The sequence below is a fragment of the Moraxella sp. K127 genome, assembly GCF_015223095.1.
Classification (GTDB): domain Bacteria; phylum Pseudomonadota; class Gammaproteobacteria; order Pseudomonadales; family Moraxellaceae; genus Moraxella.
Genome location: NZ_JADFBZ010000038.1, coordinates 1 through 16,269 on the forward strand (window position 1 = coordinate 1; position 16,269 = coordinate 16,269).

The following is a 16,269-nucleotide window of genomic DNA, read 5'->3' on the forward strand; positions in this document are numbered from 1 at the left end:
TTTCCATTTTCCATTTTCCATTTTCCATTTTCCATTTTCAAAAGATTATCGCACCGCCCAACACCATGTCAAGCCCTTACCGCATCAGATGATAAAACAGCACAAAAACAAGACAAAAGGCAAGGCGATGACGATGATGGTACAGATTTTTGGGAAAATTTGCGGTATAATAAAGGGTTAGCATAAAAACAGTTGATAAGGTGGGCGATGGACATCGTACAGTATTTGCATGGGTTGGTATCAAGCTCCATGGGTATCTCAAACAAAGATACGAGTGCGGATTTGTTAAAGCAGTATTATGCCCTAAGTACGGCACGTTTGATTGAGCTTGATGATGGCTTTGACAGTACCAATGCCAAAAATCACAGCCTGACCGCCTTGTGGGGCATACAGGCAGAGCCTTTGGCGGGGCGTTTGGCACGCAGTTTTCACATGGATGAGCAGTCCACGATGACGCTTCTAAAAGCCATTACCCCGCCGATGATGGTGGAAGTGGCGAATTTGGCAGGGGGTCAGGGGCTGATTGCTTTTTTGGCACAAAACTTTGAATCAAGTCGCACGCATTTGCCTGCGTGGTCGCCCCAATTCATCCAAAGCTCACTGGCTCAAAAGATTGAACAATTAAATGGGCAAATGCCAAAGGCTAATTCGGCATTTATCAATTCTGACAATCCGCCCAATCAAGCAGATGAAGATATTGATAATACTCCCATCGCCACAGATGACTCACCAATTATTAGCATCACCAAAACTGCCGATATTAATGATAATATCAATACACCCTTTGATAATGACAAACAAGGGGATGATTTAAATACTAATGGCATTTATCAAGATGGCATAAATGATGATATTAATGGCAGTATCAATGGCAGTATTGATAATAATATTAATGATGATATTAACACCGATACAACCGCCGAAGATGGTATAAATGACGATAATCATCTTGATGGTCATGAGTCCATTAATTCCCCTATTAAACCCCCTATCAAGCCTAAGTTGGCACGCCCCAATCCTTTATTAATGGGACTTGGAGCAGGGCTTATCGCCTTAGCTGTCGGGGGCGGAGCATGGTACCTACTAAAAGACAAATCAGGCTCATCGGAGACCGCTCCCGTCCATGACCCTAATGTCGCCACACCGACCGTCAAATCGCTAAATCCGCCCCGTCTGTCCCTAACATCGGGCGAGAACGGCACGCTGTACGCCTGTCAAGCCGAAGTGGGCAACAGCCAGCTCCAAGAACAACTGCTCGGGGTGCTACAAAAAAACTTCGGGCAAATCGGCTGTATTATGGACATCGATGATAATTTTGGCACATCGCTGACAGGGCTAGAACGCTTGGAGAGTATCATGGCGATGGTCAAAGCTGAGCCGTTTACCAGCATTGAGATTATCGGCGACCACATCTATGTCAATACGCCAAAGACAGACATCCTACCCAGAATCGTCAATGACATCGCCCTGCTCGCCCCACAGTTTGATGTCTCGCCTGCCCCTGCATTGAATAAAGCCAATGTCATCAATCAAAGCTTTGAGCGTGCCACGACCGCCCTAAATGCTCTGGATAATCCGCCCAACAGCTATGATTTGTCACGCTCGGCAAGCCTTACGGTGATTGACTTTAACGGCACAAGCGAGTTGCCTGCCAACACCCATGGCGTGCTGTCACTACTGGCAGAGAAAATCAAAGCCAATCCGAGCATCAAGCTCATCATCGCAACTCATACCAGTGGCGGAGATGGCACTGACCGCATGGCAAATCTTAGCCTATCACAAAGCCAAGCCGAAGCGGTCAAAGCCTTTTTGGTGGGGCAAGGGGTAAATGATGCGCAGCTGACCCCCAAGGGCGTAGGTGACAGCTTTCCTGTGTCGGACAACGTAACCGAGTTGGGACGCTTTAAAAATGAACGAACAGAGTTTTTGGTATATGATGAGACAACTTTATCTGCACTCAATGTAGACATCGCTCAGCTGTTACCAGAGTCAAACGCCATCATGATGCCCCCCACCACATACATGCCTGACCAAAATATGCCCATACAAGGCATGCCTGATGGCAATTATCTGCCCCAACCTGTGCAAAATGCACAGCCAGTCATTATAGGTAACCACCCCACCCAGTATCAAGCCCCTACCCCATCAGACCATATCGGCACCAACATGCCTCTGACGCCATCGCCAGACACCATACCCAACTTACCTGATGACTTTTTTAGACTCAGTGATTCCACGATTGGTTCTGAACAAGGGCCGGGCATACAAAGAGAGTTGCGTTAAGCATCAAAAACTCAAAATAACAAAACCTGTGTTCAATCACAGGTTTTTTATTCATCAAAATGTAATATTTTTAAATAAAATTTACAATATAGCAATACAAATGAAATAAAATATGCTTGTTATTAATGCCACAAAATACCGTAAATTTATCATTTATAAGATTTTATGAAAATTTAGGGCTGACATTTTCGTATAAAAATATAAAATTAAATTAATTACAAATACTTATAAAAATCCACAATATCATTAATGAGTTTTTCTGATATTAATCATTTGCCAAAACTAATATCATTTTGTATAATACTGTTAATATTGAGTATGATTATTGTTAATAAATACACTTGATATTATTAAGATAAATTTAAACAAAAAATCGTTAGGAGCGATGATGAAACATACTGTATTTTTTAACCAAGGTGTTATGATTGGTGTCATTTGTATCATTGGACTTTTATCAGCCTGCGATAAAAAACAATCCACCACACAAAATACCGACGATACCAATATTAGCACCAAAACCATCCAAGTGGCAGTCAACAGTAACATGCCGCCTTTTGCTTATATTGATGACAGGGGCAACCCCATCGGTTTTGACGTGGAAGTCATCACCCATATCGCCCAAAAAATGGATACACGGTCAAATTTAATATTTTACCATGGCAAGATATGTTCAAATCAGTAGAGCAAAACATAAGCGACCTTGCCATCTCATCCATCTCTTATACCACCGAACGTGAAGGCAAATATCTACTTAGCAATCCGTATGTATATATGCCTGCGGGGGTTTTGTCTTTAAATGACACAACCATCAACTCAATGTCAGATCTAAAACCCATGCGTTTGGGCGTTCAAGATGGGGCGATTTTTGTAGATGTCGCCAAAGAACATGGAATTGAACATGTGATAACCAAAGAAAAGATGTTTTTGAGCTTTCAAGACTTAATCAATGGCAAAGTGGATGCCATCATGAGCGACAAACAAATCGTCCAGCATTTTGCCAAAAGCTATCCCCAATATAAAACCAATCTTTTAGAGTATGGTAATGTCAATGATAAAGGTTCGTATGCCGTCGCAATAGCACCTAAGAATAAAACTCAGATCATTAACATGTTCAACCAAGGTCTTAGCGATATGAGAGCAACAGGTGAACTGACAAAACTTGAAGAAAAATGGTTTGAAAAATGACACTAGTGGCCCAAACTTAACATAATATGATTAAATGCTTGATTTGATGAGCGGTTTTTGTTATAATTTGACCATTGGGGATGTTCTGGCTTCGACGCTGGTAATGAAACCTAATGATGCACGTCAAGAGCGTATGTCTCTTGTAAATCAACATACAATTTAAAATAGTCGCAAACGACGAAACTTACGCACTAGCAGCCTAAGGGCTACTTGGGTCGGCACAGATTGCCTTTGGTCTGGTTGCTCACCCCGATGCGAACGCACAAAGGATAGCATCTGTTAGCGTTGCGATGGCAGGTGTGAACTCTTAGCAAATCGTCCAATCCACCCTGACTGTCGGGTCGGTGCGGATTAAAGCCAAAGACAGACTCTAAGCGTGTAGAGTCATGGGCGTAGTGCTGGCGGACGCGGGTTCAACTCCCGCCATCTCCACCAATTATTATCATAAAAATCAAAGACTTGGCTCATATTTTGAGTTAAGTCTTTTTTGTAGGTAAAACCAAACACTCCATAAGACAAGAACCCAAAACATAACAGCTTTTCAAATCATATTCTAATAATCACCCCATTGACAAAGAAGAAAATATCAGCGTTTTTTCTTCAAAAACTCTTCATCGCCACGCACTTGTTTCTCAGACAGATATCGCCAATAGCGAACGGGCAGATACTGCTTGTGTAGCTTGGGATTGATACGTTCTTTGATGGTTACATTGGCAAAATATCCCTGCCAAAATCGCTGATAACGAGCTTCATCATCACTCCACACCGAGCGACTGTCCGCCAATACATCATCATCAATCCCGACAATCATCTGCACGTCTGTATCGCCCTGTCTTGACAAAATGCCATAACCCCGCTTGATGTCATAAATGGCAAAATCTTGGTCTTGATAGCGTGCCTTAAAGTGATTGGTGATGAGTGGCAGAACATTAAAATCGGGATTGATTTTGGCAAAATACACCCCGTCTGTGGTATGCTCAAAGCGGACAAAGGCTTTCATGCGGTGTCGCTCTCGCCCGACTGATTTGACCGTTTGGTGCAGAGTCATGACATCGGGGTGGGCATGGTCTTTTAGGATGTTTTTTGTGGGGTTGGCTAGGGCGTATTTGACCACACCAAACAGCACGTTTGGGATATAATCAAACTCGGATAAGTACGCCCACATGAGCTGTCTGATGCCATCTTTGCAAGCGTTTGGGTGAGCTTGGTCAGCACCCGTTCGGCTTTGGCAGGGTCGGTTGTTACGTCCATGACCGTGCCAAAAAACTGCGGTGCGTACTGATGACGACACACCAATGTCGCCCTGTCTGTGTACTTTTGCTCATAGCAGACAAATACCGCCGTCAGCCAGCCATCAAAATCGCTGTCATGGGTTAGGGTAATGCCATCATCAAGGGTTAATAAATCCAAGTTATTTCCCAATTTGTCAAAATAAAAATATCATAGGAAGCAAACACCATTACACGCCCATATGACAAAAACATCTTAGGGCATATTGATAAAACCTTAAAACAAAGCAAGCTGTCCCGTTCGTTCATCTTTGAATTTGGTTTGAGTTTGTCCGATAAGATATTGCCTAAAATTATCCTTGGTCAAATGTGCCAAATGCTCATTTTTGCCCGACAACGCCATAAAATACTTGGCACGATTGACCGCCGCCCCCATCTTTTGGACATGCTCCAAAGTCAGCGTACGAAACTGCCTTGCTTTGATGATTTTTTTGGCGGTCTTCACCCCAATGCCAGGTATGCGAAGTATCATCTCATAGGGAGCAGTTTGGATATGCACGGGGAAAAACTCACGGTGGCGTATCGCCCACGCCAATTTGGGGTCGCACTCTAAGTCCAAAAAAGGCTCGTCAGGAGTGACAATCTCATGAGCCGAAAAACCATAAAACCGCATGAGCCAGTCGGCTTGATACAGGCGATTTTCACGCACCATCGGCACAGGCGTGGAGAGAGCAGGCAGATTTTTGTCTGCCAACACAGGCACATAGCCTGAATAATACACCCGCCTTAGGTCGTATTTTTGATAAAAATGACTGGCAAGACTCACCACTTGTAAATCCGTCTCCCCCGTTGCTCCCACTATCATTTGGCTAGTCTGTCCTGCAGGAACGAATTTGGGGGCTTTTTTGTGGTGTTTTTTGCTGTCTTTGAACACCACAATCTCATCTTTGACCGTCTGCATGGGGGCTTTTAGTTGGTCGTGAGTTTTTTCGGGGGCGAGCAGTTTTAGCCCTGAGATGGTCGGAATCTCGATATTGGCACTTAGGCGGTCAGCATACAGACCCGCTTGGCGTAACAGCTCAGGCGATGCCCCTGGTATGGTTTTTAGATGGATATAACCGCCAAAACGTTCTTCTTCACGCAGTCGCCGTGCCACTTCAACCAGTCGCTCCATCGTATAGTCAGCACTTTTGAATATGCCTGAGCTCAAAAACAGCCCTTCGATGTAGTTTCGCCGATAAAATTGCATAGTCAAATCCACCACTTCTTCGACCGTAAAGGCAGCTCGGGGCGTGTCATGGCTACGTCTTGACGTGCAGTAACTACAATCATAAATGCAGTGGTTGGTAAATAGAATTTTGAGCAGGCTCACGCACCGCCCATCTTCGGTAAAACTGTGGCAAATGCCCGATGTGGACGAATTGCCAAGAGAGTCTCCTTGGTTTTTGCGGTTTGAGCCTGATGATGAGCAAGAAACATCATATTTGGCGGCGTCAGCTAGGATGTTAAGCTTGCCTTGGATACGGTCAAAATTGATGGTCATGGTGTGTGATGATAATCCTTGATAAAATAAAACTTGATAAATAAGCGTGTTAATAAACTGTCGTGGTATCGGAGTATAACTTTATGATTTTATTAAAATTTTAAACTAAATGGGGTGTGATACGTCAATTTCAAGAAATTTTTCAATTTTCAAAAGATTATCGGCGAAAGTTTTGTGTTGTCAAGTTTTTTATTCACCAATCACTTCACCCCACACGCCACACACAAATGCCCGAATCGCTTGCCAGCTCTCATCATCGACCACGACCTGTTTTTCGGATAATGCCAGCTCGTGCGTGGTCTTTCTAAGTGCCAAATACGCCTGCGTGAGTCTGTCGCACCAGTCATCAGACCACAGTCCCGTCTTCGCCACTTCTTCAAAGATACGCACGTTATCTGACCAAATGGCAAGTCTCGGGTGAGCATGGGCATGGGCAAGCACCATAAACTGAGCCAAAAACTCAATGTCAATCAGCCCGCCAAAGTCCTGCTTGATGTGAAAAGGTTGAACCAGTCCGTGGTTGTTGGGCTGACTGGGTGATTTGGTACCAAGATGTTCTTTCATCTTTTGACGCATGGACAGCACGTCTTGGCGTACCTGCTCGGACTCTCGGTGAGCGGTCAGTACCTGATGGCGAGTGTTATCAAAAGCATCCAGCACCGCCTTATCGCCTGCGATACCCCTAGCCCGTACCAGTGCCTGATGTTCCCACGCCCACGCCTTATCACGCTGATAGCTGTCAAAGCCCTGCACCGACACGACCATCACGCCTGCGTTGCCCGATGGTCGAAGACGCATGTCCAACTCATAGGCACGCCCATCACGGGTCTGCGTGGTCAGATAGGTGATGACCTTTTGGACAAGCCGAGACGCAAACTTCATGCCACTAATCACCTTAACATTGTCGCCCACGGTATCGGCTTTTTCGTCAATGTCATGCAAAAACACCACGTCCAAATCTGACGCATACGACATCTCAATCCCGCCCAACTTACCATAGCCAATGACGGCAAAACCACACGCCGTCTCATCGGTGGGCATGCCATCGGCACGCACAGGATGACCATGCTTGGCAACCAGCTCATCATAAGCCCTGCTAAGTGCCGATGACAGCACAACTTCGGCAATAAAGGTCAGGCTGTCCGAAACTTTCATGATATGACGCAAGCCTAGAATATCAGCAGTCGCCACAGCCAGCACTTGTGACTTTTTGAAGGTGCGGATGGCGGTCAGATACTGCTCATCATCAAAGGGTAATACCCGAAGCAGCTGTTGCCTTAGGATGTCGGTCAGCTCTGCTTTGTCGGGCAAATGCAAATAACGCTGTTGCAAAAAGTCATCAAGGAGCATGGGGTGCAAGGCAAGCTCTCGTGCTATCCACGGACTGGCTGAGAGCATGGGAATGAGTCCCATGGTCGCATTCGGGTTCTCGGCTATCATCACCAGATATATCGAGCGACGACAGATGGACTCTAACAGCGTAATAAGGCGTGGCACCGCATCATCAGCACGCTCCGCCCCATCGCTCTTGGCATGATGACAAAGTGCATGTAGCAAAATCGGATACGCCCCATCAAGGCGTGCCTTGGCATCAGGCTCTAAGCTGGTGACCAGTTTGGACTGCCAAAACTCATCTAGCAGATGTAAGCTGTCAGCACTGAGCAGTCCCTGCAACGCTCGCTCCATCTCCGCCGTCTCGCCCAGTGACTGCGTGGGGCTTTGGCGGTCGGTGACCATGCGGTTAAAGGGGGCAAAGACATTTTGCCGATGACGGGCAAGTACCGCCTGAAAGTCCGCCACACTCTCAAAGCCTAGCACCTGTGCAATCGCCACCAGCTCATCGCCCATCGGCAGTCTCTGGGTCTGCTCATCATGACGGGCTTGGATGGCGTGTTCTAATTGCCGTAAAAAGCGATAAGCGTCCATGAGCTTGGCGCATTCATCATCATCTAGATAATCAAGCTCGCCCAACATGGACAGCACATCCAGACAAGCCGACCGCTCGCCCAATGCCAAATGATGACCACCATAGATGAGTGAGAATGCCTGTGCGATGAACTCAATGTCCCGAATACCGCCCACGCCCAGTTTGACATTATCAGTGTCTTGGCGTTGGGCTTGCTGTGCCATGATGAGTGTTTTCATCTCACGCAGTGCCGAAAAGGCGGTATAATCGATATAATAACGATACACGAAATTCTTCATCACTACCGACAGCTCATCGGCAAAGGGTGTGGATACGGGATTGACCACTCTCGCCTTTAACCATGCAAACCGCTCCCATGTCCGCCCATGCTGATTAAAGTACTTCTCCAACGCTGACAAGCTCATGATGAGCGGACTGCCATCGCCCCACGGACGCAGTCGCATGTCCACCCGAAACACAAAGCCATGCTCGCTGTGGTCGTTAAGCAGGCGGATGAGCACTCGCCCAAGCGTGGTCATAAACTTCTGATTCTCCACGCTCTTTTTGCCCTGCTCGCTGATGTCAGTATCGCCCGCCCCCAAATGCACAAAAATCAGGTCAATGTCACTCGATAAATTCAGCTCTCTTGCCCCGAGCTTGCCCATGGCAATGACGGCAAATTCATCAGGCATGATTTTGGGGCTTTTTTTACCCATGCTTCCCATGCCTGTCTGTGCCAACTGCACGCTACTGGTCATGGGGACTCCATACCGCTCTGCCGTCTTGTGCCATGCATAGTCCTTGGCAAAGCACACGCACGCATCGGCAAAGTCCGACAGCTCTGTGGTTAGTCTCTCTAAGCTGATGACCCCCAACGCATCTTGCCATATCCATTTGACCATCAGCATGACTCTAAGCTCTCGCATCGCTTGCATGACCGCCGACTCATCAGCCCCATAATACCGCACATCGGCATGGTCTACATCGCCTGTTTTGTCTGTTGTCTGCTCTGTATCGCTTTTTATATCATCCTTATTTATGCCATCTTTTACATCACTCCCTTTTACACCATTCTCTTTTACATTATTTCCTGTTACATTATTCTCTTTTATGTCATCTTCTGCACCGCTTATGCCGGCACAAATCGCCACAAACTCTCTAATTAAGCCATCAAACACCGCACGGTCAAGGGGATGTGTCAAGCCAAACCGACCCAAAAACGCACTGACCTGTGACGGCTGTTTTTGATAAACACCAAAGGCAAAAGGACTGGCAAGGGCGAGCGTGGCAAGCTCGCTATCACTGGGGCAAAAATCAGACATGGCAACTCGCTAGATTTGTTGATTTGGGATTTATTGATTGATGATTTTTGCTTATTTTACACCAAATTTAAAAATTTACGCTATAATATCCAAAAAACAACCCATCATCATCATGGCACACACCCTACTACTCATCACCAAAAGCCCCCACGACCGCCAAGGCAAAGAAGCCCTAACGACCGCCACCACGCTACTAGACAGTGGCGAGCGTGTCTCGGTGTTTTTCTACGGTGACGGGGCATACACCGCCAATCGCCTAGCGTGGCAAAGTGCGGACGTGCCTGATGTCGGTCGCCTGTGGGTCGCCCTTGCCAAGCGGTATCATCTTGATTTGCCTGTCTGTGTCAGCACTGCTTTGGCACGGGGCATCAGCGATGCCGATAACGCCAGTCGTCATGGCTTGGACGGTGAGAACATCCTACCCCCGTTTCGCTTGGTCGGACTCTCTGAGTTGGCACTACACATCGATGATGACACCCAACTGGTGCAGTTTTAACCATGAATATTCTAATCAAACTTGCCAGTGATAACGAACTCATCGCTTATGAAGCACTCGCCCTTGCCTTTGTACTGGCGACCTTTGACCATGATGTCACGCTGTTTGTGAGCACGCCCACCCATCTACTGCTTGGCGACCCTGACAGTCGTATATACGGCATGATACAGTCGCTTGATTTGTACGACATAGACAAGGCATGGCATGGCTTTACTGATGAGCAGATGGCACGACTTGATGATGACATTCGGCACGCCCTAGCTGATGAGCGGTGCGTGTTCGATGATAAACGTGCGTTGTTTGACAGCGTGCTTGAATTTTAATCATACAACCTACCCCATGACCATGACCGACACCACAACCCCATCGCCTAATGAGCTAACCTTGGACGCTGACGGGCATTTGACCGATCACACCCTTTGGACACCTGCCATCGCCCAACACCTTGCTGATACCTTGGATATACAGCTAACGGACGTACATTATCGCATACTGGCACAGGTGCGGGCATTTTTTGACAAATACCATCACAGCCCTGCCACTCGCCCACTCATCAAGCATCTATCCATCGCCCTGCCCGATGATGAGATTAACAACGCCAAACTCCAACAGTTCTTTAACACAGGACTGGTCGCACGTCACGTTAATCGCTTGGCAGGACTGCCCAAACCGCCCAATTGTTTATAGATGATTGATTAAAATGTGCATGTTCTTTATTTAGACAAATTTAGACAATCCAAAATTTATAAATAAACCACTTTTTGCAAGGTTTGATTACATTTTATTACAGTAAAATGATGAATATTTAGATAATATAAGTTTTGAGAGTTTTTCTCACCCATTTTTTAACTAGGAGTTATCTTATGAAAAAGCTACTTGTTGTTGCCCTAGCTGGCATGTTCGTTCTAACAGGTTGCAACACCATCAAAGGTTTTGGCAAAGATGTTTCAAAAACTGGTGAAGCTGTTACTGGCAGTGCCCAAAAAGTTCAAAACAAAATCTAACCGATGCCCATCAAACAAGCCCAGTCTACACCAAGATTGGGCTTGTTTTTGTGTTTAATTTAAATTTGATTTAGCTTAATTTCAGTTCAACTTCGCTTTATCCGCATGGCATTTGCCACAACAAACAGACTGGACAAACTCATGCCAATGGCGGCAAGCCAAGGCGGTACATAGCCCATACCTGCTGGCACTAGGATAAGCGTGTTATACACCAACGCCCACCGCAGATTTTGGCGGATGATTTGGTGAGTTTTTATTGACAGATTGATGGTATGATTGATGATGGATAATCTGCCATCAAGCAGTACACCATCTGCCGACACCTGAGCCAAATCGCTCGCCCCTGCCATCGCCACCGACACGTTGGATGCACCAAGCACAGGGGCGTCATTGATGCCGTCTCCCACCATCAGCACGGTATGTCCGTCTTTTTGTAGCTCTTTGATATGATTGACTTTATCGGTTGGCGATAGACCATGATAAGCGTGTTCTATGCCGAGCGTTTGGGCGACTGTCAAGGCGTTGTCGCTTGGGTCGCCTGTTAGCATGAGTGGGGTAATGCCTTGTTTTTTTAGGTTGTCTATCGTCTGCTTGGCGTCCGTGCGTACCACGTCATTAAAATAAAAACGTGCCACCATGTCCCAACTCTCGCCTGCCTTAACCGACAACGCCACCGACATATTCGCCCCAAAGGTATCGAGCCGTTCGACTATCACATGACCGCCACCGCCATTTAACACAAATCCGTCATGCCCGATACGATACCACACCCCGTCCACACAGCCTTCCACGCCCCCTGCCGTGTGGTGCGTGGCGTTTTGTACTTTTGGCAAATGCAAACCGTGAGCGGACGTCAGGATAGCCCGTGCCACAGGGTGCTTTGAGCCGACTTCTAAGCTTGCCCCAACTTTTAGCCAATGCGTTTTGTCATGGGTGGTATAATCCACATGCAGTAGGTTGGCTTGCCCGACCGTGAGCGTGCCTGTTTTGTCAAATGCCACATGGCTGACTTCCGACAGGCTTTGAATGGTATGCCCCCGAGTCGCCAAAAAGCCCAAACTTGCCAGTCGGTTGGTCGCCATGGTCAAGGCAATGGGCGTAGCAAGGCTCAACGCACACGGACACGTCGCCACCAGTACCGCCACCGTTGCCCATAGGGCTTGGGTTTTATCCACAAACAGCCAAATGACAAAAATCAGTACCGACAATACCAGTACCCGAGCGACAAACCACCGTGCCATGCGGTCAGCGTCTTGGGCGATTTGTGGTTTTTCGCTCATCGCACGGTTCATCAGGCGGTCTATGAGTGCCATTTGACTGTCGTCCGTTTGGGCGGTTACAAGCATGACAAAAGGCTGTGCGTCATTTTGTGAACCACCTGCCAACGTGTCGCCTTGTTTTTTGACAATCAAATCACTCTCGCCTGTCAAAAGACTCTGCGACACCGTGGCAGACTCCGACAACAGCACGCCATCACAGGCGATTTGTTGCCCTGCCTCTACCCAAATAACATCGCCGACCGTTAGGGCTTGGGCAAGCACTTTACCATCGTCCGCCACGTCATGGCTGGCATGAGCATTTCGCCAGTCTTTGATGAGTTCGTTATCCAATGAACCATTGGCAAATTCTGCAATGAGTTCGTCCGAATGCCCAAGCCGTTTGATAAGCACAGGCTCAATCACGACCAAATCGCTTGCCATGTTGGACGCTTTTAACCGTGCGTTTTGCTCAATGTAGCGACCGGCGAGCAAAAAGAAAATAAACATGGATACTGAGTCAAAATACGTCTCGCCTGATTGGGTCAGCGTGGCGTATAGGCTTGCCCCAAAGGTTACGATAAGGGCGATAGAGACAGGCACGTCCATATTGACCTGCCGAGCCTTTATGGCGTTATAAGCGGAACGAAAAAATGGTACGCCTGCATAAAAAATGACAGGCATGGTAACAAACAACGCCACCGCCCTTAGAAAATGACGATGTTCGTCCGCCATGCCCGAATAATCGCCAAAATACAGCCCAATAGAAAACATCATCGCCTGCATCGCCCCGACCGCCGCCACGCCCAGACGGATAAGCATTTGCTTGTTTTGGCGTTTCATCATCGCTTCATGCGTGTCCTGTCGATACGGACGAGCGTCATAGCCGACCGAATGCACCGCCCCCAAAATATCGCCAATACTGCAACGGCTCTCATCCCAGTTTACACGCATACGCTGTTGGGTGAGATTAACCTGACACGCTCGCACCCCGTCCAGACCACGCAGGCGTGTCTCTATAAGCCATGTACACGCTGTGCAACGCAAATCTGTCACCGACAGCTCTGCTGTGCTAGCACCATCTTCACGATAGACGAATTGGGCTTTGACATCGTCATGATTATAAGCGTCAAAATTGGCAAGCGGTAGTGGTGCGGTCGGACTTATCTCACGGCGGTCAAGATAATACTGTGATAACCCAAGCTCTACAATGCTCTCTGAGGCAAGCTGACAACCCAAACAGCACATCGGGCGTGGCTTATCAAAAATCACGGTAAAAAACGGCTCACTAGGCAACTTCTCGCCACAATGAAAACAATGCCCGTCAGGGGGCAACACTAGGCTGGTGTCAATAGGGTCTTGAGGGGTGTCGGTCATGGCGTGTCATGCGTGCAAAAGTGGTATTATAACATGGCTTGGGTAGAATGGGTGGAGCAGGGTGTGGCAAGCTCATTGCTTTTTAAATTTGACATCAGCTAACAAAATTGAATTTTGCCACAAAAACCGTAGCACTTTTTCATTTTGTAGAGTGTATCAAGCTTTGGAACGTACAAACCCGCCAACGTGGTGAAATGGTCATCACTTTTTATCATAAAATTGGTTTGATTGGCAAGAGTGGTAATCGCCAATCAACGATACAACCCCAAACCAACATCTACATCAAAGCAATTATTAACTGAAAAACCTTTATTTACAACCCGTTAGATCTAGAATAGAATAACAGTCATTCTTACTTTAATTTTTAGCAAAATTTGGAGAACCCCATGCTAGAAAATGGCTTTGTACTATTAACCACCCCCACCTTTGACAACCATCAGTTTTTACAAAACTTACAAACAGACTGGCAACTTCCTATTCACAACCCTGAACCACAAGAGGGTTCACTTACCTTCTTGGTCGGAGACTTTTTATGTGCCATCGCCCTAATGCCCGCCCCCATTCCTAATGATGAGGCGGTACATCAGGCTCACGGCAATTACTTTTGTGATGATGCTGTGCAGATTGCCGAGGCTCATCAGGCTCATCTTATGGTAACGGTTATGACTCAAGAAGACAACACCGAACTACAAGGGATGAAACTATATACCAAGCTCATCAGCACCGCCTTATCACAAACGAACGCCACAGGGGTTTATACATCAGGGACGGTATTTAGCAAAGGCTTTTACCAAACAGTTGCTACTCAATACCTATCCAAAGATGAAATACCTGCCATGATTTGGGTCTTTATCCGCTTAGGGCAAACCGAAAACGGCAATCAGCTCTACACCATAGGCATGAACAAATTTAATAAAGACGAGATGGAAATTCTAAACAGCTCCCTACCCATGCAAACCCTACACACATCTCTACTAAGTATGTGTAGTTATATCATCACTGCCAATCTAACCCTAAAAGATGGCGAGACTGTAGGCTTTAGCGAAACCCCAAAATGGCAGATTGAACGCTCAAAGAGCGTCTATGCAGACAGCGATATGTCATTGAAGATTGAGGTTGTGTAGAAATTGTTATTTCACAAACCAAACAAATATTTGGTTTATGAAATATTTTAAAATAGAGAAATTTAAATTTTAGGAGATAGTTATGTCAAATTATGTGTGGTTGTATGAGTATCGTAGCTTTTCCATAGCGAATACTTATGGAATTGTGGTGAAAACAGTTGAATTTGATGGGTCAGAAATTTTTTTTCTTGAAGAGAAAAAAATATGGTACACTAGATTCTTTGGAAGAAAGTAAGTTGGAGTTGTTAGACAAGATACATCTAGATTTTGATGACACTTGGCACGATTACGAATATTTAGAACATTTGCCAGTTAAATTATTTAAAGAACCTGATATAAATTATAGTAATTTACCAAAAGAAAACGAAATATTCTTTAGAATTACCAACGGATATTTAATAATTAATGAAAAACTATACGATGTTATTTCCCAATTCAATCTAGGAAAAACCCATTTTAGTCAAGTACACATTTACAACATTGAGACTAAAGAGCAGCTTTCCGATGTGCCTTATTATTTTATCAATATTGCTGAAAAAAGAGATTATTTAGATGTTGATAATAGTAAAGGTTTGGGGGTTAGTATGTATAACCCACAATGGAAACAACGATTTATCGGTATATCAGAAGATGATGATATTAAATTATCTCATGCTTGCTTGGCAGATGATATAGATTTATGGCATGAACCGATACTACTTAAATCATTATTTTTTTCGGACAGATTAGCTAATGCGTTGCTTGATTCAGGATTTACCAAAGAACAACTTGGCTTAATTCGTTGTATAATTCAATAATTTTTTACTTTTTAATTTAGGAGCTTTAAAATGGCAGGCGAAACTTTAGGCTTTCAAGTTCATCATGTTTTTCCAACTGACTTTTTTAAGAATAACTCTAAATTAGTTGATGATTTGAATAGAGTGATGGGCGATAGCCTTATTACCAAAGATGATTATAGCAATCGCATTAATCTGTTTAACAATCAAGAAATGGCGGATGTAATGAAATCTTTTTATGCCAGTCAAAATGGTATGATGAAAGTAGCTGATAGCTTTGGTTCTGTTATGCATAAAGGCTCCGAAAATAATCATTTGGATTATAATAAATTTATAAAAGAATCTATTGAAAAAATTCTAAACATGAATTCTGATGATAGCACCAAAAAATACCTAATTCTTGATTTGCACAAAAAAGTCTCTCACGTCTTAAAAGTAGGCGATATGGATTTGAAAGGTGATATTTATTATTACGATGAAAAACTATCTAATAAATTGGTAGATGTAGATGATTTAGCTGTATTAGATAAGAATGGATTTTATAAATTTAATTCAAATTCGGAAGCTGTCAAGGTTTTACAAACCTATGAAAAATCCTATAACAGAACTTCTATGGTTAGCAATGAAACTGTTGTTAAAGAAGACTTTAACAAAGCAATTGCCGAAATTGACTTAAGTTCAAAAGTCTATGATGTGCCCTATTCTCAAATCACCATAAATAGCATTAAAGAATGCCTTAGCAAAAAATGATACAAATATTATGCGTAG

At 45.2% G+C, this 16,269-nt stretch carries 14 protein-coding genes, 1 other RNA gene and 1 pseudogene; 11 read left to right on the plus strand and 5 right to left on the minus strand.

The window, feature by feature from the left end:
- From IM753_RS13010 to ssrA, 4 genes and pseudogenes are all read left to right on the plus strand, one after another.
- The coding region (locus IM753_RS13010) for a hypothetical protein (RefSeq protein WP_227713119.1) at positions 1 to 181 on the plus strand (181 nt) is incomplete at its 5' end.
- Positions 182 to 207: 26 nt separating this feature from the next.
- On the plus strand, positions 208 to 2,283 hold the full coding sequence (locus tag IM753_RS08990; protein ID WP_194109127.1) for an OmpA family protein: 2,076 nt from the start codon (positions 208 to 210) through the stop codon (positions 2,281 to 2,283).
- Positions 2,284 to 2,827: 544 nt separating this feature from the next.
- A pseudogene (locus IM753_RS09000) lies at positions 2,828 to 3,468 on the plus strand (substrate-binding periplasmic protein).
- Between the two features lie 76 nt (positions 3,469 to 3,544).
- Positions 3,545 to 3,903, plus strand: a transfer-messenger RNA (tmRNA) gene (gene ssrA / locus IM753_RS09005).
- 151 nt (positions 3,904 to 4,054) lie between these two features.
- On the opposite strand, the gene IM753_RS09010 is transcribed toward ssrA, so the two are convergent.
- From IM753_RS09010 to glnE, 4 genes are all read right to left on the minus strand, one after another.
- Positions 4,055 to 4,633 carry a TIGR03915 family putative DNA repair protein gene (locus IM753_RS09010; protein WP_227713120.1) on the minus strand — a complete coding sequence of 193 codons (579 nt, stop codon included), beginning with the start codon at positions 4,631 to 4,633 and terminating at the stop codon, positions 4,055 to 4,057.
- Positions 4,564 to 4,878, minus strand: coding sequence for a hypothetical protein (locus IM753_RS13015; protein ID WP_227514742.1), 315 nt, complete (start codon positions 4,876 to 4,878; stop codon positions 4,564 to 4,566). Before IM753_RS13015 ends, IM753_RS09010 begins: the two co-directional genes overlap by 70 nt.
- 96 nt (positions 4,879 to 4,974) lie before the next feature.
- Positions 4,975 to 6,240: a putative DNA modification/repair radical SAM protein gene (locus IM753_RS09015; protein ID WP_227713121.1), complete on the minus strand. Its 1,266-nt coding sequence runs from the start codon at positions 6,238 to 6,240 to the stop codon at positions 4,975 to 4,977.
- 189 nt (positions 6,241 to 6,429) lie between these two features.
- Positions 6,430 to 9,468: a bifunctional [glutamate--ammonia ligase]-adenylyl-L-tyrosine phosphorylase/[glutamate--ammonia-ligase] adenylyltransferase gene (gene glnE / locus IM753_RS09020; protein WP_065256419.1), complete on the minus strand. Its 3,039-nt coding sequence runs from the start codon at positions 9,466 to 9,468 to the stop codon at positions 6,430 to 6,432.
- Between the two features lie 112 nt (positions 9,469 to 9,580).
- Here glnE and IM753_RS09025 point away from each other — a divergent pair, with 112 nt between their 5' ends.
- The 4 genes from IM753_RS09025 (at position 9,581) to IM753_RS09040 (ending at position 10,968) form a co-directional block, all read left to right on the plus strand.
- Complete coding sequence (locus IM753_RS09025; protein WP_065256427.1) at positions 9,581 to 9,964, plus strand: DsrE family protein; 384 nt, start codon at positions 9,581 to 9,583, stop codon at positions 9,962 to 9,964.
- A 2-nt stretch (positions 9,965 to 9,966) separates the two neighbouring features.
- Positions 9,967 to 10,287: a hypothetical protein gene (locus IM753_RS09030; protein ID WP_065256420.1), complete on the plus strand. Its 321-nt coding sequence runs from the start codon at positions 9,967 to 9,969 to the stop codon at positions 10,285 to 10,287.
- 22 nt (positions 10,288 to 10,309) lie between these two features.
- Positions 10,310 to 10,651, plus strand: coding sequence for a TusE/DsrC/DsvC family sulfur relay protein (locus IM753_RS09035; protein ID WP_065256428.1), 342 nt, complete (start codon positions 10,310 to 10,312; stop codon positions 10,649 to 10,651).
- A gap of 176 nt (positions 10,652 to 10,827) precedes the next feature.
- Positions 10,828 to 10,968 carry an entericidin A/B family lipoprotein gene (locus IM753_RS09040; RefSeq protein ID WP_062498678.1) on the plus strand — a complete coding sequence of 47 codons (141 nt, stop codon included), beginning with the start codon at positions 10,828 to 10,830 and terminating at the stop codon, positions 10,966 to 10,968.
- Between the two features lie 86 nt (positions 10,969 to 11,054).
- On the opposite strand, the gene IM753_RS09045 is transcribed toward IM753_RS09040, so the two are convergent.
- The gene (locus IM753_RS09045) at positions 11,055 to 13,601 is read right to left on the minus strand and encodes a heavy metal translocating P-type ATPase (protein WP_065256421.1); all 2,547 of its coding nucleotides are present in this window, start codon (positions 13,599 to 13,601) and stop codon (positions 11,055 to 11,057) included.
- Positions 13,602 to 13,987: 386 nt separating this feature from the next.
- Here IM753_RS09045 and IM753_RS09050 point away from each other — a divergent pair, with 386 nt between their 5' ends.
- The 3 genes from IM753_RS09050 to IM753_RS09060 all read left to right on the plus strand — a co-directional run bounded on the left by IM753_RS09050 (position 13,988) and on the right by IM753_RS09060 (position 16,251).
- A complete protein-coding gene (locus IM753_RS09050; protein ID WP_065256422.1) occupies positions 13,988 to 14,725 on the plus strand; it encodes a DUF4261 domain-containing protein in 738 nt (245 codons plus the stop codon).
- 167 nt (positions 14,726 to 14,892) lie between these two features.
- A complete protein-coding gene (locus tag IM753_RS09055; protein ID WP_194109129.1) occupies positions 14,893 to 15,522 on the plus strand; it encodes an imm11 family protein in 630 nt (209 codons plus the stop codon).
- A 30-nt stretch (positions 15,523 to 15,552) separates the two neighbouring features.
- Positions 15,553 to 16,251 (plus strand): hypothetical protein, encoded by a 699-nt coding sequence (locus IM753_RS09060; protein WP_065256424.1) that lies wholly within the window; start codon positions 15,553 to 15,555, stop codon positions 16,249 to 16,251.
- Positions 16,252 to 16,269: the final 18 nt, after the last annotated feature.

What these genes read in the sequence shown, in the direction of transcription:
- IM753_RS08990 (WP_194109127.1), top strand. Translation starts at nt 208, where the DNA reads ATGGACATCGTACAGTATTTGCATGGGTTGGTATCAAGCTCCATGGGT.
- IM753_RS09010 (WP_227713120.1), bottom strand. Translation starts at nt 4,633, where the DNA reads ATGTGGGCGTACTTATCCGAGTTTGATTATATCCCAAACGTGCTGTTT.
- IM753_RS09015 (WP_227713121.1), bottom strand. Translation starts at nt 6,240, where the DNA reads ATGACCATCAATTTTGACCGTATCCAAGGCAAGCTTAACATCCTAGCT.
- glnE (WP_065256419.1), bottom strand. Translation starts at nt 9,468, where the DNA reads ATGTCTGATTTTTGCCCCAGTGATAGCGAGCTTGCCACGCTCGCCCTT.
- IM753_RS09025 (WP_065256427.1), top strand. Translation starts at nt 9,581, where the DNA reads ATGGCACACACCCTACTACTCATCACCAAAAGCCCCCACGACCGCCAA.
- IM753_RS09030 (WP_065256420.1), top strand. Translation starts at nt 9,967, where the DNA reads ATGAATATTCTAATCAAACTTGCCAGTGATAACGAACTCATCGCTTAT.
- IM753_RS09035 (WP_065256428.1), top strand. Translation starts at nt 10,310, where the DNA reads ATGACCGACACCACAACCCCATCGCCTAATGAGCTAACCTTGGACGCT.
- IM753_RS09040 (WP_062498678.1), top strand. Translation starts at nt 10,828, where the DNA reads ATGAAAAAGCTACTTGTTGTTGCCCTAGCTGGCATGTTCGTTCTAACA.
- IM753_RS09045 (WP_065256421.1), bottom strand. Translation starts at nt 13,601, where the DNA reads ATGACCGACACCCCTCAAGACCCTATTGACACCAGCCTAGTGTTGCCC.
- IM753_RS09050 (WP_065256422.1), top strand. Translation starts at nt 13,988, where the DNA reads ATGCTAGAAAATGGCTTTGTACTATTAACCACCCCCACCTTTGACAAC.
- IM753_RS09055 (WP_194109129.1), top strand. Translation starts at nt 14,893, where the DNA reads ATGGGTCAGAAATTTTTTTTCTTGAAGAGAAAAAAATATGGTACACTA.
- IM753_RS09060 (WP_065256424.1), top strand. Translation starts at nt 15,553, where the DNA reads ATGGCAGGCGAAACTTTAGGCTTTCAAGTTCATCATGTTTTTCCAACT.